At 66.4% G+C, this 21,479-nt stretch carries 17 protein-coding genes; 8 read left to right on the top strand and 9 right to left on the bottom strand.

Annotation, left to right across the window (positions count from 1 at the left end):
• Positions 1 to 3: 3 nt before the first annotated feature.
• Entirely contained in the window at positions 4 to 855 is an 852-nt protein-coding gene (locus H3H55_RS18015; protein WP_193099624.1) for an ABC transporter permease, read from the bottom strand.
• Between the two features lie 162 nt (positions 856 to 1,017).
• Here H3H55_RS18015 and H3H55_RS18010 point away from each other — a divergent pair, with 162 nt between their 5' ends.
• On the top strand, positions 1,018 to 1,914 hold the full coding sequence (locus H3H55_RS18010) for a LysR family transcriptional regulator (RefSeq protein ID WP_193099623.1): 897 nt from the start codon (positions 1,018 to 1,020) through the stop codon (positions 1,912 to 1,914).
• 126 nt (positions 1,915 to 2,040) lie between these two features.
• On the opposite strand, the gene H3H55_RS18005 is transcribed toward H3H55_RS18010, so the two are convergent.
• Positions 2,041 to 3,717 (bottom strand): alkaline phosphatase family protein, encoded by a 1,677-nt coding sequence (locus tag H3H55_RS18005; protein ID WP_129515967.1) that lies wholly within the window; start codon positions 3,715 to 3,717, stop codon positions 2,041 to 2,043.
• Between the two features lie 249 nt (positions 3,718 to 3,966).
• Here H3H55_RS18005 and H3H55_RS18000 point away from each other — a divergent pair, with 249 nt between their 5' ends.
• Positions 3,967 to 4,188: a hypothetical protein gene (locus tag H3H55_RS18000; RefSeq protein ID WP_048246048.1), complete on the top strand. Its 222-nt coding sequence runs from the start codon at positions 3,967 to 3,969 to the stop codon at positions 4,186 to 4,188.
• Positions 4,189 to 4,245: 57 nt separating this feature from the next.
• Here H3H55_RS18000 and H3H55_RS17995 read toward each other — a convergent pair whose 3' ends face one another.
• Entirely contained in the window at positions 4,246 to 8,007 is a 3,762-nt protein-coding gene (locus H3H55_RS17995; RefSeq protein WP_193099622.1) for a DUF748 domain-containing protein, read from the bottom strand.
• Positions 8,008 to 8,155: 148 nt separating this feature from the next.
• Entirely contained in the window at positions 8,156 to 9,592 is a 1,437-nt protein-coding gene (locus tag H3H55_RS17990; protein ID WP_193099621.1) for a DUF1254 domain-containing protein, read from the bottom strand.
• A 326-nt stretch (positions 9,593 to 9,918) separates the two neighbouring features.
• Here H3H55_RS17990 and H3H55_RS17985 point away from each other — a divergent pair, with 326 nt between their 5' ends.
• The 3 genes from H3H55_RS17985 to H3H55_RS17975 all read left to right on the top strand — a co-directional run bounded on the left by H3H55_RS17985 (position 9,919) and on the right by H3H55_RS17975 (position 13,721).
• Positions 9,919 to 10,170: a toxin HicA gene (locus H3H55_RS17985; RefSeq protein WP_193099620.1), complete on the top strand. Its 252-nt coding sequence runs from the start codon at positions 9,919 to 9,921 to the stop codon at positions 10,168 to 10,170.
• Positions 10,167 to 10,490, top strand: a complete 324-nt coding sequence (locus H3H55_RS17980; RefSeq protein ID WP_047902238.1) for a type II toxin-antitoxin system HicB family antitoxin — start codon at positions 10,167 to 10,169, stop codon at positions 10,488 to 10,490. Before H3H55_RS17985 ends, H3H55_RS17980 begins: the two co-directional genes overlap by 4 nt.
• Before the next feature lie 183 nt (positions 10,491 to 10,673).
• Complete coding sequence (locus H3H55_RS17975; RefSeq protein WP_193099619.1) at positions 10,674 to 13,721, top strand: heavy metal translocating P-type ATPase; 3,048 nt, start codon at positions 10,674 to 10,676, stop codon at positions 13,719 to 13,721.
• Positions 13,722 to 13,851: 130 nt separating this feature from the next.
• On the opposite strand, the gene H3H55_RS17970 is transcribed toward H3H55_RS17975, so the two are convergent.
• From H3H55_RS17970 to H3H55_RS17960, 3 genes are all read right to left on the bottom strand, one after another.
• Positions 13,852 to 14,331: a GNAT family N-acetyltransferase gene (locus H3H55_RS17970; protein ID WP_193099618.1), complete on the bottom strand. Its 480-nt coding sequence runs from the start codon at positions 14,329 to 14,331 to the stop codon at positions 13,852 to 13,854.
• Positions 14,332 to 14,490: 159 nt separating this feature from the next.
• Positions 14,491 to 14,646, bottom strand: coding sequence for a hypothetical protein (locus tag H3H55_RS17965; protein WP_164992063.1), 156 nt, complete (start codon positions 14,644 to 14,646; stop codon positions 14,491 to 14,493).
• A gap of 175 nt (positions 14,647 to 14,821) precedes the next feature.
• Positions 14,822 to 16,168, bottom strand: coding sequence for a flagellar hook-length control protein FliK (locus H3H55_RS17960; RefSeq protein WP_193102049.1), 1,347 nt, complete (start codon positions 16,166 to 16,168; stop codon positions 14,822 to 14,824).
• A 442-nt stretch (positions 16,169 to 16,610) separates the two neighbouring features.
• Between H3H55_RS17960 and H3H55_RS17955 the strand changes: the two genes are divergently transcribed.
• Positions 16,611 to 16,817 (top strand): hypothetical protein, encoded by a 207-nt coding sequence (locus H3H55_RS17955; protein ID WP_193099617.1) that lies wholly within the window; start codon positions 16,611 to 16,613, stop codon positions 16,815 to 16,817.
• Positions 16,818 to 17,297: 480 nt separating this feature from the next.
• On the opposite strand, the gene H3H55_RS17950 is transcribed toward H3H55_RS17955, so the two are convergent.
• The gene (locus H3H55_RS17950) at positions 17,298 to 17,543 is read right to left on the bottom strand and encodes a hypothetical protein (RefSeq protein ID WP_129515976.1); all 246 of its coding nucleotides are present in this window, start codon (positions 17,541 to 17,543) and stop codon (positions 17,298 to 17,300) included.
• Here H3H55_RS17950 and H3H55_RS17945 point away from each other — a divergent pair.
• The gene (locus H3H55_RS17945; protein ID WP_193099616.1) at positions 17,535 to 19,376 is read left to right on the top strand and encodes an amidohydrolase; all 1,842 of its coding nucleotides are present in this window, start codon (positions 17,535 to 17,537) and stop codon (positions 19,374 to 19,376) included. The genes H3H55_RS17950 and H3H55_RS17945 overlap by 9 nt on opposite strands.
• Before the next feature lie 67 nt (positions 19,377 to 19,443).
• Positions 19,444 to 20,433 (top strand): patatin-like phospholipase family protein, encoded by a 990-nt coding sequence (locus H3H55_RS17940; RefSeq protein WP_193099615.1) that lies wholly within the window; start codon positions 19,444 to 19,446, stop codon positions 20,431 to 20,433.
• A gap of 338 nt (positions 20,434 to 20,771) precedes the next feature.
• On the opposite strand, the gene H3H55_RS17935 is transcribed toward H3H55_RS17940, so the two are convergent.
• The gene (locus H3H55_RS17935; protein WP_129515979.1) at positions 20,772 to 21,470 is read right to left on the bottom strand and encodes an MgtC/SapB family protein; all 699 of its coding nucleotides are present in this window, start codon (positions 21,468 to 21,470) and stop codon (positions 20,772 to 20,774) included.
• Between the last annotated feature and the right edge of the window lie 9 nt (positions 21,471 to 21,479).

Genomic DNA, 21,479 nt, shown 5'->3' with positions numbered 1-21,479 from the left:
GTTTCACTTCAGGCGTTGCACGGTGCAGACGGACACAAGCGTCGCGAGCACGGCGAGGACGAGCAGCACGACGGTCGCCGCGCACGCCATCCCCGACGCGCCGTAGAACGCCTGCAGCAGCACGATCGGATAGTTGCGATAGCGGAAGCCCGCGATCAGGTTCGAGATCTGGAATTCGCCGATCGACAGCGCGGCGACCATCACGAGCCCGGAAAACAGGCTGTGCCGCAGGTTCGGCAGCACGATCGTGAAGAACTGGCGCAGCGGCGTCGCGCCGAGCGTCGCCGCGCACGCCTCGAGACGCTCGAGGCCGAGATGGCGCAGGTCGCTCAGCAGCGTTTGCAGCAGATAAGGCAACGTCAGCACCGCGTGGGCCGCGATCATCAGCGGCAGCGTGCCGAGCCACGGCAGCGTGTCGCCGCTGAAGATCGCGATGTAGCCGAAGCCGAGCGTCAGCGCCGGCACCGCGATCGGCATCAGCATCACGACGCGCGCCGCGAAGCCGCGGCCCGCCACCGCACGATGATGCAGCGCATACGCGAGCGGCAATCCCAGCGCGGCATTGATCGCACAGCACGCGAGCGCGACCACGAGGCTCACGCCGAATGCCCGCGTGAAGCTGCGGTTCGCCGCGAGATCCGCGAACCAGTGCGACGTGATGCCGGTCGGCAGCAGCGTGTTCGTCCACGACCCGCCGACCGAGCCGATCAGCAGCAGCGCGATCGGCAGCGCGAGGTACAGCGCGAAGGCCGCGACGAATGCGTGCAACAGCAGGCGTCCCGCCAGCGCGCGCGGCCGTTTGTTACGACGAATCGGAACACCTGCAGCTGCGGCAGGCGCGGTTGACGGATGCATGGACGGGCTCGCTGACGGAAACGGAACGGGCCGCGCAAGGTCCGCCGGACGTGACCGGCGGACCTTGTCGTGACAGGCGCAGTGTGCGGACGCGACATGGCATCGTCATGAAAAAAACGTACAACGCCCGCATCGATCTGTGCGCGCAAGGAATAGTTCGCCATGAAGCACCTGTTTCCGAACGTCGCGGAACTGCACGCGTTCGCGACTTCCGTGAAGTACCTGAACTTCTCGTATGCGGCCCGCGAGCTGGGGCTGACGCCGAGCGCGGTCAGCCGGCAGATCGCGAACCTCGAGGCGCTGTTCGGCGTCAAGCTGTTCGTGCGCGAAGGGCGCAATCTCGCGCTGACACGGGCCGGACAGGTCTATCACGCGCGCGTGATCGGTCCGTTGCGCGAGATCGGCAACGCGTCGATCGAACTGCTGAGCGCGCGCGAGAACAGCGACCTGCTGACGATCGCGAGCGTGCCGACCTTCACGACGAAATGGCTGGTGCCGCGGCTCGCGCGTTTCCTCGCCGACGCACCGGGCGTCACATTGAGCTTTCGCCGCCATCTGGCGCATGGCGACGTGTTTCCGTTCGGGCTCGACGCGGCGATCCGTTATGGCGACGGTGCATGGGAAGGCGTCCGGTGCGATTACCTGGACGGCCGCACGTTCGTGCCGGTCTGCTCCCGCGAATTCGCGGCACGGCATGCGCTGCGCGCGCCCGCCGACGCGGTGTCCGCGCCGCGGCTCGTGCACGAGCAGGCGGAGATCGCGTGGTCGATGTGGGCGGAGCGCCATCGCGCGGCCCACATGAACGCGCTGGCGGGGCCGCGCTTCGAACAGTATTCGGTGCTGATCCAGGCCGCGCAGGCCGGGCTCGGGCTCGCGCTCGTGCCGCGCTTCCTGATCGCCGACAATCTCGCGGCCGGCACGCTCGTCGAACCGTTCGACGCGCCCGTCGACGTCGACGCGCAGGGGCACTACCTGTGTTACGCGCCGGAACGCCTGGAGACGAGCGCCGCGTTGCGGCGCTTCAGGGAATGGATGCTCGGCGAGTGCGCGAGCACGTGAGCACGTGAGCGCCGGCACAGCCGGCATCGTCATGCCCAAAAAAACGCGGCGCCGCCGGCCATCGGCCGAACGACGCCGCGCGTCCGGTGCCGGAAGTCGCCCGAAGGCGGCCGCCGGCACGCTCCATCAGCGCCCGATACCGAGCCCCGGCAGCACGCGCGTGTTCTCGGCCACGACCGCATGCAGCAGACGCGGTTCAGCACCGAGCAACTCGAGGATCGTCGGCGCGACCTGCTTCGTGCCGACCAGATCGTTCACGGTACGCGCGCGATGGATGCCCGGGTACGACACGAGCAGGCCGAGGTGGCTGTCGTCCGGTGCGTTGCCGCCGTGCTCCTCGTCCTTCTTCGTGCTCGACGTATAGATCACGCCCGGATTCGGCTGGACGATGATGTCCGGCGTGCGGCCGTTGGCCGGATCGCCGAAGCGGTCGGCGAGCGCCGCGCCGTACAGGATGTACGCCTGCGAGCCGTCCGCGCAGATCCCCGGCGCATTGCAGCTCAGGTTCGCCTTCAGCGTCTGCACGACGGCTGTGCGCTGGTTGCGGTCGCGCAGCCAGATCAGGCCGACGTCGTCGGTCTGCACGAAGCCCGTGCCGACCAGGCCCGAACCGTCGTTCAGGTTGCCCGTCGTCGTGTTGTTCTGGCCGAAGTTGCCGTTCGGGTCGAGGTAGTTGTTCGCTTCGAGCAGCTTCGTCAGCGTGTCGCCGTTCTTCACGAGCTTCGTGTGATCGGTCGGCGACTGGCCGTGCTTCGACGTGACGATCACGGCCGTCGACGAATACAGGTTGGCCTGCTTCAGCGCCGCGACGATATGGCCGATCGAGTTGTCGACGTACGTGATCGCATTCGCGACCTGCCCGCTCGGCGTGAAGTTCGCGTCGAGATAACCGCCGCCCGTCGCGACCGTCGCCTTCTGCGCGACGCTGAGCGTCTGGAAGTCGGCGCCGAACAGCGTCGGCACCGGCGCGCTCTTCGTGCCCGTCGAATCGCGGCCTTCGATCTGGTTGATCAGCGCCTGCACATGGAGGTTGTCGAAACGCGCGGTATGCGAGTAGACGTCCGTGTAGTTCGTGCCCGTCGCCGGGTCGATCGAGTTGATCTCGGTACGCGCGAGATCGTCGACGCCGGTGCCCGACGGCCCGTTCAGCCAGTCGTAGCCCCACGCGTGCTTGTCGGCCCACGCCGTATGCGCATTCGGGATCCCCGCCTTCACGGCCTCGAACACCGTGTTGGTCTTCACGTAGTTGTGCGGGTAGACCGGCACGCACTGGCCGCCCACGCGCGCATGCGGGATCGCCTGCGGGTTGAATGCGCCGCCGCCGTTCAGGTGGATCAGCGCGCCGCCGTTCTGGGCGTCGATGCCCGTGGTTTCGTCGAACACGACGTTCCAGCCCTGCTTGCCCGAACACGTCGTGTCGCTCGGCGCATACAGGTTGCGGTCATACGACACGTCGTAGAACAAGCCGGCCGTCTTCGGCGAGCCGCCCGTCACGAGCGCCGCGAGGCCCGGGAACGAATCCGACAGGCCGGGCGTGTACGCATTCGTGTACGTCACGCCGTGCTGCGCGAGCACCGCGATGTTCGGACACGTGTTCGCGCCGATGCAGCGCGCGAGATCCTGCTCGTGCAGACCGTCGACGCTGATCAGCAGCACGTGCTTCACGACGCGGCTCGCGTGGCCACGGTCCTCGCCCTGACTGTCGCCGTCCTGCTGCGCCGCGTGCGCACCCATGCTGGCGAGCGCCAGCGCGCCCGCCACCACCACGGCCATCTTCCGCTGCTTACCGAAAAACGAAATCATCACCCCACCTCATCGATTGATGTTGAACTGCGTGACTTGCCATCAGGCGCGCAAAATATCGCCGGATCGTGCGGCGGTCGGATGAAGCGGGGCTTTCTGTTCTCTGTCAAACGTAACCAATCGCAAGTGACATGAAGCCGTCGCAATGCGTTGGTGCGCCGGGCATCGGCACGCGCCCGGAATTTTTTTCGGCTTGGCCCGCGACTATTGGCGTGTGATAAAGGGTTTTCCCTGACCCGGAGCACGAGTATGTCGACCCTGGAAGCTCTCCGGTTCGTGCTGGACGATGCACGCACCCCCGAAATCATTCGCCATCACGTCGTCGACGCGCTGCAGTACGCGCTGCGCAATTACGGACAGGTGTTCACGGCGAAGGAAGTCGAATGGCTGACGCACTGGGATGACGCGCGTCTGCCGCTGGCCGCGAAGAAGGAACTGGACAAGCGCGAGCCGGCGATCGCCGCGCGCTGAAAAAAAGCCGCCGCGCCCGGCAGGTGCGGGCGCGGCGGCAGCAGATGAAACGACGCGTTACTGGAGCCCGAAGTCGACGCGGGTCGTCGCGCCCTTGTCCTCGATGCCCTTCGCATCGAGCTTCGGTGCGACGACGAACACACGGCTCGAATCGATCTTGCCGTCGAGGTACTGGCGCACGGACTCGGCGCGCTGCTGCGCGAGCGCGCGCAGCGCGTTGTCGTCGGCCGGCGCGTGATCGGCCAGCGCCTGCTTCATGTCCGCATCGGGCAGCGTCTTCTGCAGGCCGACCAGGTTGCGCGGCTTCTTGAAGTCCGCGGCCTTGTATGCGCGCGTCAGGTACTTGCTGTATTCGGCCGGCTCGACCTTCACCGACATCGGATCGATGCTCTCGCCCTGGCCGACCACGTCCTTCAGCTTCTGCTGGCGCACCAGCCGGTCGACGTACGCGTCGCGCAGCCCCGGCGTGTCCTTCGCCGGATCGACGCGGCCGATCAGGTCGAGGCGGATCGACGGCTTCTCGGTCAGCATCTTCACGACGGTGTCGAGCTTCTTCTGCTGCGTGTCGGTCAGCGCGTAGGTACCCGGCGCGAACTCGACGTAGCCGAGATCCTCGCCGCCGCCGCCGAACGCGTTCGCGAGCAGCGTGAACGGCGACGTGACGGCCTTCGCGATCAGGTTCAGCACCGCATGCCAGATCAGCCCGCCGACGCTGAACTCCGGATTCGCCAGCGAACCCGACACCGGCAGGTTCACGTCGATCTGGCCGCGCGTGTTCTTCAGCAGCGAGATCGCGAGCTTCACCGGCAGCTTCGTCGCCGTATCGTTCTCGACGCGATCGCCGAACGTGAGCTGGTCGATGAAGATGTGGTTGTTCGCCTGCAGTTGGTCGTTCACAAGCTGGTAGTGCAGATCGACGTTGAGCTTGCCCTTCGTGATCGGATAACCCGCGTACTTCGCCGAATACGGCGTCAGGTTGGTCAGCTCGATGTCGTGCGCGGTCGCCGTGAGGTCGAGCGCCGGCTTCTCGATCAGCGGGTTCACCGAGCCCTTGATCGAGATCGGCCCGTTGCCCGACAGGTTCGCGGCGACGTCGACCGGCGCGGACGTCGTCGAATCCGTGCCGAACGCGCCGATCGTGCCCGTGATCGCGACGAGGTTCGCCGTGTAGTTCGGCTTGATGAAGTTGTCGGTGTACGTGACGCGGCCGTTCTGCAGCAGCAGCTCGCCGAAATGCATCCGCACCGGGTTCTGCGGCGGCGTCGCGGCCTTCACGACCACCGTCGCGGACGCGGCCGACGCGGGCTGCGCCACCGCCGGCGCCGACGCGGCCTGCGGCGACAGCGGCACCGGTTCGCCCTTGCTCGCGTCGCGCGTGAGCGACTGCGCGGGGCCCGTCTCCTTCGCGACGACGTCCTTCAGGTTCAGGCGCCCCTGCGCGTCGAGCAGCACGCGGCCGTAGAAGTTCGAGAACGTCACACGCGCGGCGTCGACGTCGGTGCCCTTCTCGTCGTAGTTCGCCTTCAGGTTCGTCAGCGCGAGCGAGCGCCAGCCCGCGAACGGGTCGGAGGTCGCCTTGTCGAGCATCCGCACGTCGACCAGCGCGACGTCGCCGCGATAGGTCGCGCGCGGCGCGTCCTTCACCTGCGCGAACGTCAGGTTGCCCTGTGCGTTGAGCAGCGCGCTCGCGATGGTCGCGTTCAGCGCGCTGCCGAAGTACGGTTCGAACGCGGCCGCGTCGAGACGGTTGCCGTTGATCTTCAGGCCGAGCTTCAGCGGCTGCGCGGTCACGTCGCCCGTCACGTTCAGCGAGCCCTTGCGGTTCAGCGTCGCCTTCAGCTGCACGGGCAGCGGCTTCGTCATGTCGTCGCTGAGCTTCTGCACCGACAGCTCCAGCGGCTTGATCGCCAGCTTCACCGGGCGCGGCGTCGACAGGTCGGTGAAGTTCGCGGACGAATCCTTCACGTTCAGCGCGTCGATCCGGTAGTGCCACGACGGCGCGGCCACCGCGGCCTTGTGCGCGACCGTGCGCTTGGGCACCGACGCCTGCGCCGGCCCGGCCAGCGCCGCGAGGTCGATGTTGCCGTCCTTCAGGCGCTTCACGTCGAGCGCGAGCCCGCTCGCATCGACGCTCGCGATCTCCGCGGTGCGCGTGGCGACGTCGATCTTCGCGATCTTCGCGCTCGCGTCGGGCAGCACGATCGCGGGCGTCTTGCTATCGGGCGTCGCGATCTTCAGCGATTTCAGGCTCACCGTGCTGTCGGCGACCTGCGCTTCGAGCGGCGTCTTGCCCCAGTCAGTCTTCGCGTTGATCGTCGCGCCGAGCGTGCCGTCGAGCACGCGCGCGCGGGTCGCTTCGCCGAGGTACGGCTGCAATGCCGGCAGCGCGAGCGCGTCGATCGTCAGCTTCGTGTCGGCCTGCTTCTCCGCGAGCGTGAACGCGCCCTCCGCCCGCACGTCGCCGCCGCGCGACAGCGACGTCGACAGCGTATATTTAGCGGGCGTCTTGCCCTGCAGCGAGAAACCGTCGAGCGTCGCGGCGAGCTTCGTCAGCGACACCGCGTTCGGTGTGGCCGGCACGTGGTCGTCGACGTTGATCGTGCCGCCGTCGATCGCGAAATGACGGATCGTCAGGTCGAGCGGCGGCGCTTCCTTCGCATCGGCCTCGGCCTTCGCGCCGCTCGCGGCGTCGGCGGAGGACGCCGCCGCGCCCGATGCCGCCGGCTTGCCCTCGGCGGCCTTCGGTGCGGCGGCCGGCTGCGCGGCGAGCTTCTCGACGTTCAGCACGCCTTGCTTGTCGCGCGACAGGTCGACGACGGGCTGGTCGATCCGGATCTCGTCGAAATGCAGCGCATTGCGCAGCGGCTCGAGGCTGGTCGCCGCGACGTGCACGCCGCGCGCGGCGAACAGCGGCTCGGACGCCGGGCTCGTCACCTTCGCGTCGTTCAGGTCGACGGTGCCCGACACGCGCAGCGCGGGCGTTTCGCCGTTCATCGCGAAGTTGAGCGTGAGGTTGCTGCTCAGCAAGCCGCTCGCCACGGCCACCGGCAGCTTGGTCGGCGCATACGAGATCAGCTTCGGCACGTCGAGCCGGTCGAATTTCAGCGCGATTTCCGATTCACGCGACTGCGCGAACGGCTTGGTCTTGCCGTCGATCGCGATCGGGCTGCCGTCGAAACGCATGCGCAGCGTCGGCTGGACGAAGATGTCGGTCTTCGACGCCAGCGTCGCGATATACGGGATGCCGAGCATCCAGTTGTCGACGACGTGCTTTTCGTTCAGCAGGCGGTCGTCGAAATCGATCCGGCCGTCGTTGACCTGGATGTTCGACACCGAGAATTGCGTCGGCTTGCTCGCCGGCTTGGACGGCGTGGAGAACTTCTCGATCAGGTCGGTGAAGTTGAAGCGCTGCGCATCGTAGCGGACGATGTGAAAGCGCGGCGAATCGAGCAGGATTTCGTTGACGATCGGCGCGCCGCGGAACAGCGACGACCACGACGGCCTCACGACGAGCTTGCCGATGTCGATAAAGTTGCCCTGGCCGCCGCGCTCGCCGACGTGAATGCCGTCGGCTTCGAGATTCAGCGTGTAAGGGTTCAGCGCGATGCGCTGGATCGTGGCCGGCCGGTCGAGCTGTTGGCTCAGTTGCTGTTCAGCGATATGGCGGATCAGCGGCGGCGCCGCGAAGAACCCGAGCAGTCCGAACAAAACGAGGAAGATCAGCACGCCGATGCCGATACGCCGGGTCCGGCGCGAGCGTGCAACGCCGCCGAGGGCATGGAGGGTCGAGGATACGGTTTTTTTGTCTGCGCTTGCCATGCTTGAATGCCTCGGGAACGGATGCCGGGCCGCACCGGAGAACCGGGCGGCCATGCACGCTATCCCGAAAGTATAGGCTCAGGAGGTGACGGTACGGAATCGGGGCGCCACCGCGCCCGCCGGTCGGACAACGGCGGCGGTCATCCGTTCATTTCCGGACGACGACGGGCGGCATCCACGACCCGTCGCTCGCCTGAGGCTTCGGCGCGTACAGGCGCAACGCGAGCGCGAAATCGGTGCGCGGCGCCGGCAGCCAGTTGGCCGCATTCGTGCCGCTAGGCGACGCCGACACGACGATGTCGATCGAGCCGTCGTGGTTGCGGCGCAGCCGGTCGCGATCGCCGAGCGAGCGGCGTGCTGCTCCGACGTCGGGCAGTGCGCCGTTCGTCGTGTAGGGCGTGAGCGTCCAGAACGCGCGCACCGGCGGCAGCGCACCCGGCGCGAAATGCAGCACGTAGCGGTTCGCGCCGTTCAGCGCATGGCCGTCGCTGTCGACGCGCACGACCGCGAGCGTCTCGTCGTCGCGCGTCGCGGTGCCGAACTGCGTGTAGGCCGCGTAAGCGCGCAGCGCGTAGTCCTGGCCGTACTTGCCGGCCGCGTCGCCGATCCAGCTCCAGCCGTTCGCGTTCAGCAGGTTCGACGGCGGCGCCGCGAGCCGCGCGCGCGCCTCGGCCACGCCGGCCGTCGCGGCCGTCAGGCGGTCGCCCGTCCACAGCACCGGGTAGCCGGCCGACACGCCGATGTCGCCGAGCAGTTCCTGCGCGTGCGCGTCGTCGGCCAGCGCCGGGTTGTCCTGCAGCGCCTGCGCGAAGCGTGCGAAGAACGCCTTCGGGTCGAGCGCGGCCACCTGCTCGGCCGGCGTGCCGCCGCTCAGCGCTTCGGACGGCGCACTGCCCGCATGGACCGCGACCGACGCGCCGCGCGCGGCGCCCGTGTAAACGGACAGCGGCACCACGCGGATCGCGCGCTGCAATTTCTTCACGTTCGTGAGGTCGCGCCCGCCGCTCGTCTGCAGCCGCACTTCGAGCCACGCATTGGCCGACGGCACGTCCACACGCAACGCGCCCTTCGGCAGCGTGCCCTGCCAGTCCTTCGCCGCGAAGGCAATCGTTTGCGATCGCGCGCCGCCGCGAGCACCGCGTGCGGCCACGCTCGACGACGACCACAGCACGTTCGTCCACATGTCGAGCGCACGTGCGTCCCAGTAGCGGCCGCGCGTGTCCGGCAGCGTGACGATCACGGGTTCGGCGGCGACGTCGAGCCAGCCGGTCGAGTCGAGCGTGTCGACGCCCGGCAGCGGCGGATTGACCGCGCCGACGGGCGGCAGCGCCTGCGCGTGGCGCAGCGTGTTGAGCGGCGCCTGCCCCGGTTGCGCGCCGTCGCCGCCCGTCGCCGCTTCCTTCGCGACGTCCATCAGCACGAGCGGATACGCATAGACATAGGAGTCGGCGACTTCCGTGCGCATCCAGCCGGTTTTCCGCTGGATTGCATCCGGTTGCGACGCGCACCCCGCGAGCAACGCCGCCATGGCGAGCGACGCGCACGCGCGCCGCAGAGAAACTGCTTCCTGCTGGTTTTCAATCATCGATTACTGGCCGAATATCGTTCTTTTCAGTCAACGCCTTGTTCGTCTCGCGAACGGCGAAAGCAAGGCACCCCAGCCTGCCCGGATCGCCGTTTCGCTACGATGGGCGCTGATGTCAGGCCGGTATCATAGCGCCTCGGGGCAATCCCTAATATGCCGAATAGCGGGGTGAACGCTGGCCGCACTGTCGACGAATTCGAAATAGTTCGCGAGATTCGTCACAAAATCGGAGATATCGGAACGACACGCGCATGCGCCGAAACAATCGCGGGTGGAAGGGGCGAATTCCGGATTGACGAATGGTGTCAATATTGACACCATTCGGTATGGCTAGCGTATCGAAGATCCTCGAACGGATGAGGCGCGAGCCCGCGAATGTGCGATTCAACGATCTGTTCAAGGTCTGCGAGACCCACTTCGGAGCGGCCCGCCAATCCGGTTCGAGCCACGCTATTTTCAAGACACCGTGGCAAGGCGATCCTCGAGTGAATATCCAGAATGATCGCGGGAAAGCAAAGGCCTATCAGGTGCGGCAGGTTCTCGACGCGATCGATCGACTGAAGGAACAGCAATCATGACCCAAGACCACTTTACGTACCGCGTAACGTGGTCCCCGGAAGACGGGGAGCACGTCGGCCTGTGCGCGGAATTCCCGTCTCTTTCGTGGCTCGACGAAACGCCGGAAGGCGCGCTGGCCGGCATTCGCCGGCTCGTCGCCGATGTCGTGCGCGACATGGCCGCGAACGGGGAGAAGGTACCCGAGCCGATCGCCGACCGGACCTACAGCGGCGAATTCAAGGTTCGCATCCCACCGCAGGCGCACCGCGCGCTGGTGATCCAGGCCGCCGAGCAAGGCGTCAGCCTGAATCGCCTCGCGAGCGCCAAGCTCTGCGCCTGAACGCGTAGTCGAGCGCAAAAACACGACCCGCCCGGCGCTCCGTCTGGAAGCCGGGCGTCTGCTTTTTCCGCGTTGTGACAACCTGTGTGCTTCAACAGCGTGATCGCCGCTTGACCTTACCATCATGGGAATGTTGATACTGGATTCATTCGCGGCACGAACCGCGCTTTTGGGGAATCCGACATGACTGAACCACTTGCCTCCGCAGCGCTGCAAACGATCGAACTGAGCGTCGACGGCATGCATTGCGGCGGCTGTACGGGCCGCGTGCAGCGCGCGCTGGCGGCCGTGCCGGGCGTCGTCGAGGCGACGGTCGATCTCGATGCACACGCGGCAACGGTGACCGCGCAGGAAACGGTCGAGCCCGGCCAGCTCGTCGACGCGGTCGGCGCGGCCGGGTACCGTGCGGCCGTGCGTGACGCGGCGGTCGAGGCCGTCGCGATCCCGCATGCGTTGCTCGACGCAGCGGCGCCCGTCGCGGTGCCGGCGCTTCCCGCAGCCGGTGCCACGATCGAACTCGACATCGACGGGATGACCTGTGCGTCCTGCGTGTCGCGCGTCGAAAAGGCACTCGCGAAGGTGCCGGGCGTCACGCGCGCGTCGGTCAACCTGGCAACCGAACGGGCCACGATCGACGCCACGGCTGACGTTTCCGCATCTCAACTGGCGGACGCCGTGAAACAGGCCGGCTATGGCGCGACGCCAACTACGCCGGATACGACCATCGCGGCCACCTTGCCTGCTGCCTCGATCGAACTCGACATCGACGGTATGACCTGTGCGTCGTGCGTGTCGCGCGTTGAGAAGGCGCTCGCTAAGGTGCCGGGCGTCACGCGCGCGTCGGTCAACCTGGCAACCGAACGGGCCACGATCGACGCCGCAGCCGAAGTTTCCGCCGCGCAACTCGCCGACGCCGTCAAGCAAGCCGGCTATGGCGCGACGCCGGTCGCCGTCGCCGCCACCCCACCCGCAACATCCACCGCCTCCGCCGATCTCGAACTCGACATCGGCGGCATGACCTGCGCGTCCTGCGCCGGCCGCGTCGAAAAAGCGCTGGCCGCCGTGCCGGGCGTCGCGCGCGCGTCGGTCAATCTCGCGACCGAGCGCGCGTCGGTGCACGGCGCCGGCGCACTCGACGCCGCCACGCTGATCGCGGCGGTCACGACGGCCGGCTACCGTGCGTCGCTCTCAGCCGCGCCCGCGGCCGGTGCCGACGCGCAACCGGCCAGCCCCGCGCAGGACCCCGATGCCCGCAAGCGCCGCGAAGCGGTTCGCGAACGCAACCTCGTGATCTGGTCCGCCGTGCTGAGCGCGCCGCTCGTCGCGCCGATGCTCGTCGCGCCGTTCGGCTTCGACCTGATGCTGCCCGGCTGGCTCCAGCTCGTGCTCGCGTCGATCGTCCAGTTCGGCTTCGGCGCGCGCTTCTACCGCGCGGCCTGGCATGCGGTGAAGGCGCGCGCCGGCAACATGGACCTGCTCGTCGCGCTCGGCACGTCGGCCGCGTACGGGCTGAGCGTGTGGATGCTGCTGCGCGATCCCGCGCATCCCGGCCACCTGTATTTCGAGGCGTCGGCCGTCATCGTCACGCTCGTGCGCTTCGGCAAATGGCTCGAATCGCGCGCGAAGCGCCAGACCACCGACGCGATCCGCGCGCTGAATGCGCTGCGTCCCGACCGTGCGCGCGTCGTCGAGCACGGCGTCGAACGCGACGTGCCGCTGTCGCAGGTGCGCGTCGGCACGAAGGTCGGCATCCGCCCCGGCGAGCGCGTGCCCGTCGACGGCCGGATCGTGTCGGGCCGCTCGCATATCGACGAATCGCTGATCACCGGCGAAAGCCTGCCGGTGCCGAAGGACGGCGGCGATCCCGTCACGGCCGGCTCGATCAACGGCGAAGGCGCGCTGGTCGTCGAAACCACCGCGATCGGTGCGGAGACGACGCTCGCACGCATCATCCGCCTCGTCGAATCCGCGCAGGCCGAGAAGGCGCCGATCCAGCGGCTCGTCGATCGCGTCAGCGAAGTGTTCGTGCCGGCGATCCTCGGCATCGCGCTGCTGACGCTGGTCGGCTGGCTGATTGCCGGTGCCGGCATGGAAACCGCGATCCTCAATGCGGTCGCGGTGCTCGTCATCGCGTGCCCGTGCGCGCTCGGCCTCGCGACGCCCGCCGCGATCATGGCCGGCACGGGCGTCGCGGCGCGGCACGGCGTGCTGATCAAGGATGCACAGGCGCTCGAACTCGCGCAGCGCGCGACCGTGATCGCATTCGACAAGACCGGCACGCTGACCGAAGGCAAGCCGTCCATGACGGCGTTCGAGGCCGTCGGCATGCCGCGCGACGAAGCGCTCGCGCTCGCGGCGGCGGTGCAGCGTCAGAGTGACCATCCGCTCGCACGTGCGGTGGTCGCCGCACACGATGCGGACGTTGCCGCGCGCGGTAACACGGCGCCGGCGGCCGCTGCGGTCGCTGCAGCCGATGCCCGCGCGGTAGCCGGGCGCGGCGTGGAAGCGCGCGTCGGCGCGCAGTTGCTCGCGCTCGGCAGCACGCGCTGGCGCGACGAGCTCGGCATCGCGGTGCCGCCCGCACTCGACGCACGCGCGGCCGAACTCGAGCGCGCGGGCAACACGATCTCGTGGCTGATGCGCGCCGACGCGCCGCGCGCGTTGCTCGCGCTGATCGCGTTCGGCGACACCGTGAAGCCCGGCGCTCGTGACGCGATCGCGGCGCTGTCGGCGCGCGGCGTCGCAAGCGTGCTCGTGACGGGCGACAACCGCGGCAGCGCGGCGGCCGTCGCGGCGTCGCTCGGCATCGGAGAGGTGCATGCTCAGGTGTTGCCCGACGACAAGGCACGCGTCGTCGCCGAACTGAAGCGCACGCACGGCGGGATCGTCGCGATGGTCGGCGACGGGATCAACGATGCGCCCGCGCTCGCCGCGGCCGATGTCGGCATCGCGATGGCGACCGGCACGGACGTCGCGATGCACACGGCCGGCATCACGCTGATGCGCGGCGATCCGGCGCTCGTCGCCGACGCGATCGACATCTCCCGGCGCACGTACCGGAAGATCCAGCAGAACCTGTTCTGGGCGTTCGTCTACAACCTGGTGGGTGTGCCGCTCGCGGCGCTCGGCTGGCTGAACCCGGTGATCGCGGGTGCGGCGATGGCGTTTTCCAGCGTCAGCGTCGTGACCAATGCGCTGCTGCTGCGGAGATGGAAAGGCCGCGCGCGCTGACGCGGCCGGCAGTGATGGCCGAGCGGCCTAACGGCCGTTCGGCGCTCAGCGAACAGGAAGGATCGGAAGGATTGCCGGCGTTGGCGGCAGCGGCGTGCCGAATCGCCGGCACATCGCAACGCAGATGGATTCAGCCCGGAATAACCGGCTTGATCAACGTCGTCGTGATCGGCGCAAAGCCGCACGCGCGATACAGCGCACGGGCCGCCGCGTTGTGATTGAACACCGACAGCCCGATCTCGGTGACGCCGTACCGGCGCGCCTCGGCGTCGAGCGCATCGAGCGTACGCGTGGCCCATCCCTGGCGGCGTCGGGACGGGACGATGTCGAGGTCATAGATGAACAGCGTGCGGTTCGGTCCTTCGGGCACGATCGCGTACCAGAGGTCGCCCACCGCGTCGCCGCTGGCACCGTCGATCAGCACGACGAGTGTCTGGCCGGATGTCCGCAGGCCGTCCGGCAGCAGCGTGTCGAAACAGGCGCGCGCACGATCGGCGGCGTCTTCGACAGCATTTTGTCCGGATGAAACAAGATCGCTCGCGTAGCCGTCGATGGCTCGCGTGCGGTACGCGTGGAATTCGCCGGCTGTCATCGGCCGCATCTGCAGCATGGCCCGGTCACCGTGAGGGAAATCGAACTTCCAGTGTAGCGGGACGGTCGCGCCGGCGCGCGATGCAGCGGCGGAAAACGGGCAGGCAGGTGCGGCGGGCGCCGCGCCGAATCAGCGAATCAGCGAATCAGCGAATCAGCGAATCAGCGAATCAGCGAATCAGCGACGATACAGGACGATCGGCACGAGATGCGCACGGCGCACGCGCTCGGCTTCGGCGCGACGTGCAGCGTACGAGTAGTCGGCGTCGAGCGGGAGGTGCGGCGACACGAACAGGTCGTCGATCTTTTGCAGCAGGGCGAAGATGAAGCTCATGTGAGACTCCTGACAGATGTTTCTAGGGTTTTCCCTTAGACAGACTCCATTCTAAGGGTTTTCCCTAAATTCTGCCAGTGCACCGCATCAGTTTGCCGCACGCGTGTTGTCGCCAGTCGCGGGCACGGAACGACGATCCTTGCCCCGCCTGGCTTTCAGGATAGGGTCGGAACGATCAACGAGTGCGGCGGGCGCGCTTGGCCACGGCCGCCTCGCGGTTCGCACTGCGCTGAAGCCGGTCGACCTGCGACAGCAGCGCCTCGTGGTGCTCCTCGAGCGTCATCAGCGTCGCCTGCTGCGTCGACAGATCGGCCGCGAGGCGATCGATCCGCTGTTGCTTGGCTGCCGCGTCCTGCTTCAGGTGCGCGATCTGCCGCGTTTGCAGCATCAGCGCGACGAGCCCCGCCAGCACGACGACGGCCAGCGCCAGCAGCAGGCGGTTGACGCGGCGCATCTCGCGATCGGCCGCGCGCGTCAGACCGTCCACGTCGGACTGCAGCACGGCGAGCCGGTCGGTCAGCGGGCGCAGGTGCGTGTCCGGATCGAAGGCCGGCACGGCCGGTTGCGCGCGTTCCGCCGACGGCTTGGTCACGAAGGACGCGGCGGAAGCGACTGGCTGTGCGACGGCCGACAGTGACGCGTCGGCAGGGGCAGCGTCACGGGGGGGCGCGGTGTTCGCGGTGTTCGCGGGGTTCGCCGCCTCGACCGGCTGTACCGGCGTCTGCGGCTCGACCGTCGAAACAGCATCCGGCGTCGGGTTCGATCCGGCCGCTTCCAGCGGCGTGTCGACGCTCGCCGCAACCGACACGGATCGCACCGCCGTCGCTTCGCTCGCACTAACAGCCGCCCGGCGTTTGCCGCCCGACGACGAGCGGCGCTCCTTCACGGCGTCGCCGGAAGATCGCCCTTCGCGAGACTTGACGGCCGCGGCTTCGACAACAGGCTTCGCGACTTCGCCATCGACCGCTTGCGGTTCGGACGTCTTCGCCGATGCGGCGTCGGCCGCTTGCCGCTCGGTTGCCGACACCGTAGCGCCATCGACCGCAGGCACATCGGCTAGCTTGATTGCGGCACCATCGGCAGCGGGCACATCGCCGGCGTCCGAGGCATCACCGCCTTCAGGCACCGAAACGCCGTCGGCTGCCACCGCGACATCCGGCTTCACCGCGCTCTCAGCTTCCGCCTGCCCCACCGCACTCGCGGCCTCCGGCGCACTGAACCCGTCCAGCGCCGCCTGCCGCCCCGCGGCCACGTCATCGGCGACACCCGCCGCCGTCTCGGCTTCCGCAACCGCTTCGTCGCGCGCGGCGGCCGGCATACGCTCACCCGGCTCAAGCACCGGATCGCCGAACAGGTCGAACGTCCGCTCGTCCCGCGACGCATCGCCGGCCGGCGCGCTACCGGACCGCGCCGTCGCCCTCGCGGACGTACTGCCCGCGGCAGCAGCCGAGCGCTGGCGGGCACGGGTCGACGAACGGTTGGAACGGGAAGGGGAGCGAGGCGTGGAAACGAATTCGGTCACGTCTGCGAAATCATCGTCCGAGAACATCAATCGATAGCCCAATTATCTTCAAACAAATCAATTATTTGCATAACAAATTCGCCCACTATGCGCTCACGCCATCCAGCGCTATCCGTTGATTCCCGATGGGCTGCATGATGGGCTGAAAAGCGATGCTAACCGACAAACAAGCCAAAACGCTCAAACCAGCCGACAAACCCGTCTTCGACGGGAAAGTGACTGGACGGCGGCCAACCCCGACCAGGTCTTCGCCCAGTGCGTGCGCGATCTGGTCGATATCGCTATCACTACCTTCGGAACACCGCGCATCCGGGGCGCGCTGGACGATCCGTGATCCACACGCCAGCTGCGCTCTACCGAGCCCTGCCACCAGCAGAGGCTCGCTACATCCCGCAGCAAATCGAATGCCGCTAGCACGCCCAAACACGCCAGTTGACTCAACATGGTAGAGATCGAAATCGGCGTGCTGCAAAGCCAATGTCTGGATCGCCGCATCGGCTACCGCGACCGGCTGATCAGGGAGATCGCGGCCTGGAAGCAACTGCGGCACGCCATCGGCGCTCGCATCAACTCGATGTTCTCTACCGAAACGGCCCGGAAAAAATTGGACAAAACCCAACCAGCATCGACCTTTGATAAACCGTCATAACCTCTGTGCGAAGGTACTGGTGCTGTCGCCACTGCCCTGACGTTCGAGAAAGCCGCTCGCCAATTTCATGAAGGCCAATTTCATGAAAAACTAAAACCAGGCCGAAAAAGCGAGAAGCATGCAATCCAATAGATCAGCAGTCTTGAAACTGATGTCTTTCCCAAGCCAGGCAATCGCAAGCTCGATGCAATTCGCCGTGGTGAATGTGCTGACATCCTGCGCCCAACCCAGTTGACGAAAAGACTGCTACAGCCAGCTGCACGCGTCGACGTATGCAGCAGTCATGCAGTGGGCCTGGACACACGGGCACATCGCAGCGGACCCTGTCACGGTCGTCGACCGGAGCTTGCTCCATTTCCATTCAACGCATATACATATGATTGCGCTCGAACGTTTCACCTGATTCGCACCGTCGCATTGATTTCGGAATCCGCATCATTCGTAAAACAGGCTTTATAAAACAGCATTGCCGCTTCTGCATCACGATATTCGACACATTATCCCTCTCGGCGTTTTTATATCAGAAACAATCCGCAGTGGATATTGACAGCGACGCGGCACCGTTATTCCCGCGAAACCGATACGCAGGCATGCATCGATTTCGTCGCTTCCTGCGCGCAACGATTCACGGATTCCACGTACTGCCTCGCCGGTCAACTTGATGCTCCTTTTGATAACAATTTCGGGTAATGCAATAAAACTGAAAAGGATCTGAATATGTTCCATCGACACCAGCTCGGATGTGCATGCTGCAGCCCCCATTTGTTGGCGGGCGCCCTTGGACAAAACGAGAGCGAATGGCAGGAACTGCTCAAGGAATTGAGCCAGCTTGAAGCGCAAAGCTCGCCCGAGGCCGTCATCTTTCACGGCGGGCACATCTACCCGGACCCGGAGGATTGCAACACGCGCGTCGAAGCACTGGGTATCGCCGAGCACAAGGTCATCGCCACCGGTACGCTCGACGAGGTGCGCCGACGCATGCGGGACAGCTACCCCGACGCACGCGAGCAGGGGCTCGAACCCGGTCAGACCTTGCTTCCCGGCTTGATCGAACCGCACGCACATCTGCTGCCCAGCGCGGTTTTCCTTACCCCGCCCTGGCACGACCTGTCACCGTTCGACGGTCAAAAACTGAATCTCCACTACAGCGCCGAGGCTATCCGTGACAAGCTCACGGGATTGGTCCGCGACGCGCAAGGCAGGGGGGAAAAGTGGGTATGCGGCAGCGGCGTCGACCCGTCGCTGATGCGCGATTGGGTGGATATCGACCGTCACTGGCTGGATGGGATCAGCAAGGACGTGTGCCTGTTCCTGATCAATGCCTCCGGGCATCTCGGTTATGCCAACGGCGCCGCGTTGCAGGCCGCCAACCTCGAAGCCAAATTCCCCGAGGGCGTGCTGACCGAATCGAATGTCACCCAGATGACGAACACCGTCCCGCGCCCGCAGCCGGCCGATCTGCTGATCGCCATGCGGAAGGTGATGTCGACCGCGAACCAGTACGGTATTACCACCCTGTTCGACGCCGGCGTCGGGATGGGTCTGGGGTTCTATGAAGTCGTCCTGTTGCAGGCGCTGGCGAGCACGCCATGGATGACGGTTCGCATGGGCGGGGCGTTGTTCGGCAATAACGACCTCTGGCCGTTGTGGCTCAATCAATTCAAACCGCAACTGAACAGCCCGCCCGAGTCGTTGTTTACCATCCGCGCAATGAAACTGATTGCCGATGGCTCCAACCAAGGCTTGACCGGCTTGCAAAGTACGCCATACAAATGCTGCGCCGAGCACAGCGTTCCCGGCGTCGGGCCGAATGGTCTTTTCAACTTCACGCCGATCGAATCGCTCGCGCGGATCATGCAGCAGGTCGATGCGGCGGGATGGCCGATCATGGTCCATGCGAATGGCGATGAGGGGATCGCCAATGTATTGGCCGCATACCAGCTGGTGCTGAGCCAGGTTCCCGAGCCCGTTTCGTGCCCGCCCGGGCCGGAGGCGAAACGGGAGCCGTTGCGTCATCGGCTCGAGCATGCGTCGCTGCTGGACGACGACGATCTCCGCACCATGAAGCGGCTGGACATCTCGCCCAGTTTCCTGATCGGCCACGTGGGCTATTGGGGACGCGCGTTCCGGAACACCATTCTGGGTGAAGAACGCGCGCAGAAGCTCGATCGATGCAAGTCCGCGCTGCGCGAGGGCCTGCGTGTCAGCCTGCACAGCGATCACTTCGTCTCTCCGCTAGGGCCGTTGCGCTATATGGATCAGGCAATGTGGCGGGTAATGGAAGCCGACCCGGAGCTTGCGGTACTCAACGCAGCCGAATGCCTGAGCGCGCCCGAGGCGCTGCGCGCGGTGACCATCGACGCGGCGTGGCAATGCCACCTCGATGATCAGGTCGGTTCCCTGAAAGAGGGAAAACAGGCCGACCTCGTGATTCTGCAACACGATCCGCTGCACGTTGAACCGGCCGGTCCTTATCAACTGCGCGAAATCGACGTGCACGAAACATGGGTCAGCGGGCGCAAGGTTTACGCAGCCCCCAAGCCGGCGGAAAACAAATAGGCGGTCGCGCCCTGTGCGCGGCCCGAAGCGACATTCGTATCCCTCTTACTGGACAAGGAGAAGCACGATGACCTTCAAAATTCTCAGTTGCGACGGCGGCGGTATTCGCGGGTTGATCACCGCCCTGCTCATCCAGGACCTCGACAAGCGAAGCCAGATCATCGCGAAAGCGGACGGCTTTGCCGGCACGTCCACGGGCGGCCTGATCGCCCTGGGGCTCGCGCGTGGCGCACCGATTGCGGAGATCGTCGACATCTACCGCACGCAGGGCTCGGCGATCTTCAAGGAAAACGACGCGTGGTTGACGCAACAGCAAGCGCCCGGGCAGGACGCCGAGTTGGCCGGACCGGGCCTGTTCGCGTGCCAGTATGTCAACACCGGGCTTCAGCAGATCGCCAGGAAGCTGCTCGGCACCGGCAAGCTGGCCGATCTGTCCCGCTTCGTCGTGGTCAACTCGGCGCGCTTGTGGGATCCGTCCGCGAAAAGCTGGGCGCCCTGCACATTCTCCAACGGCAGCAAGAACCCCTATCGCGACATCCGCATGCTCGACGCCGCGCTTGCGACATCGGCCGCGCCGTCCTATTTCCCGCCGTACGAAGTCAACGGCCTCGGCTACTTCGCCGACGGCGGCGTGTTCGCGAACAATCCTTCCGTGGCCGCCATTGCCGAAGCGTTGGGCAACGGGCAGGCGGGCAACCTGAACGACATTCGCCTGCTGTCCCTCGGCACCGGGATGAGCCCGCAAGGCATTGCGCCGGATGCGATCGGCACCCCGCTGAACTGGGGCGTGTCGAAATGGCTGTGGCCGGCCGCGAGCGAGAACGTTCCGGCCGCGGCGTTGCTCGGGCTGACGATGGACACCACGGCGGCGATTGCCGCACGCCAGGTCGAACAGATACTGAACAGCGGCTATCAGCGCGGAAATTTCCTGCTCGGACAACCCATCGGTTTGGACGAGTGGGAAAAGGTGCCGGCGATGGAGAAGGAAACCCGGGCGTACATGAATTCCCCCGCGTGGCAACACGTTTGCGATTGGGTGGAGTCGAACTGGCGCTGATCGCGCGTCGATCAACGGCCGTCGCTCGCGACTGGTGACGGCCGGTGTCGCCGACGCCGGCACTGTTCGACACGCACTTCAACCGAATCCCTGGGCACAGTCAGCCGCGTGCGGCCGGGCTGCCATTGAGGGGCAACGGCCGCAATGCCGCCTATCACCGATCATGAGATCGCTTGGGCGGCTGAACTGATTATTGATTGACGGGCCTGGCGAGGCCCCGGAAAAACCATCACAATCCATTGAATTTACGTGAATTTCCGTCAAATCACGGCGAAAATCACGGGAATCGAACGGAATCAGTGGTCGGCCATTGCCGCACGCCCCGCAACCGATTCAGCCTATTCGTCGCCCGACAGCCCGTTCCCTTCTTCGAAACGCGTGACGCCCCGCAGCCCGCGCAGCTTGTCGCAGATCGCCCGGTATTCGAGTTCCGACACCCGCGCGAGCGCAATGCGCACCTCGTCGTGCTCGCCGGTGTCGTCGGCACGCTGCAGGATGAACTGCTTCACCCGTGCGCTGTCGGCACCGAGCGCCGCGTGCAGCGAATCGAACGTCAGCGCGCCGCTCACGACCGTCAGCGCGAGCTGGCGCCGCTGGCGTACCGTGAAATAGCGCCGCTCCAGCGGCTTGATGCCGGCCAGGATGATCAGGATGATGATCGTCGCCGAAATCGACGCGACGTAGAGCCCGCCGCCCACCGCGAGGCCGATCGCGGCGACCGACCACAGGCTCGCGGCGGTCGTCAACCCGCGCACGATCTCGCCGCGCAGCAGGATCGAGCCCGCGCCGAGGAAGCCGATGCCCGACACGACCTGCGCGGCGATCCGCGACGGATCGAGCACGATGTGGTCACTGCTGCCGAGCACGTCGGCAAAACCGAACGCCGACACAATCATGATCAGCGTCGAGCCGACACATACGAGCATGTGCGTGCGCAGGCCGGCTGCCCACGACAGGCGCTCGCGCTCGAAGCCGATGACGCTGCCGAGCGCCGCCGCGAGAACGAGCCGCATCACGAGTTCCAGGTTGCTGAGCATCCGATTTCT

Source organism: Burkholderia sp. Z1, assembly GCF_014893795.1.
GTDB lineage: Bacteria > Pseudomonadota > Gammaproteobacteria > Burkholderiales > Burkholderiaceae > Burkholderia > Burkholderia theae.
Note: the sequence above shows the minus strand (reverse complement) of the source record. Positions and strands in the feature narration are given on the sequence as shown.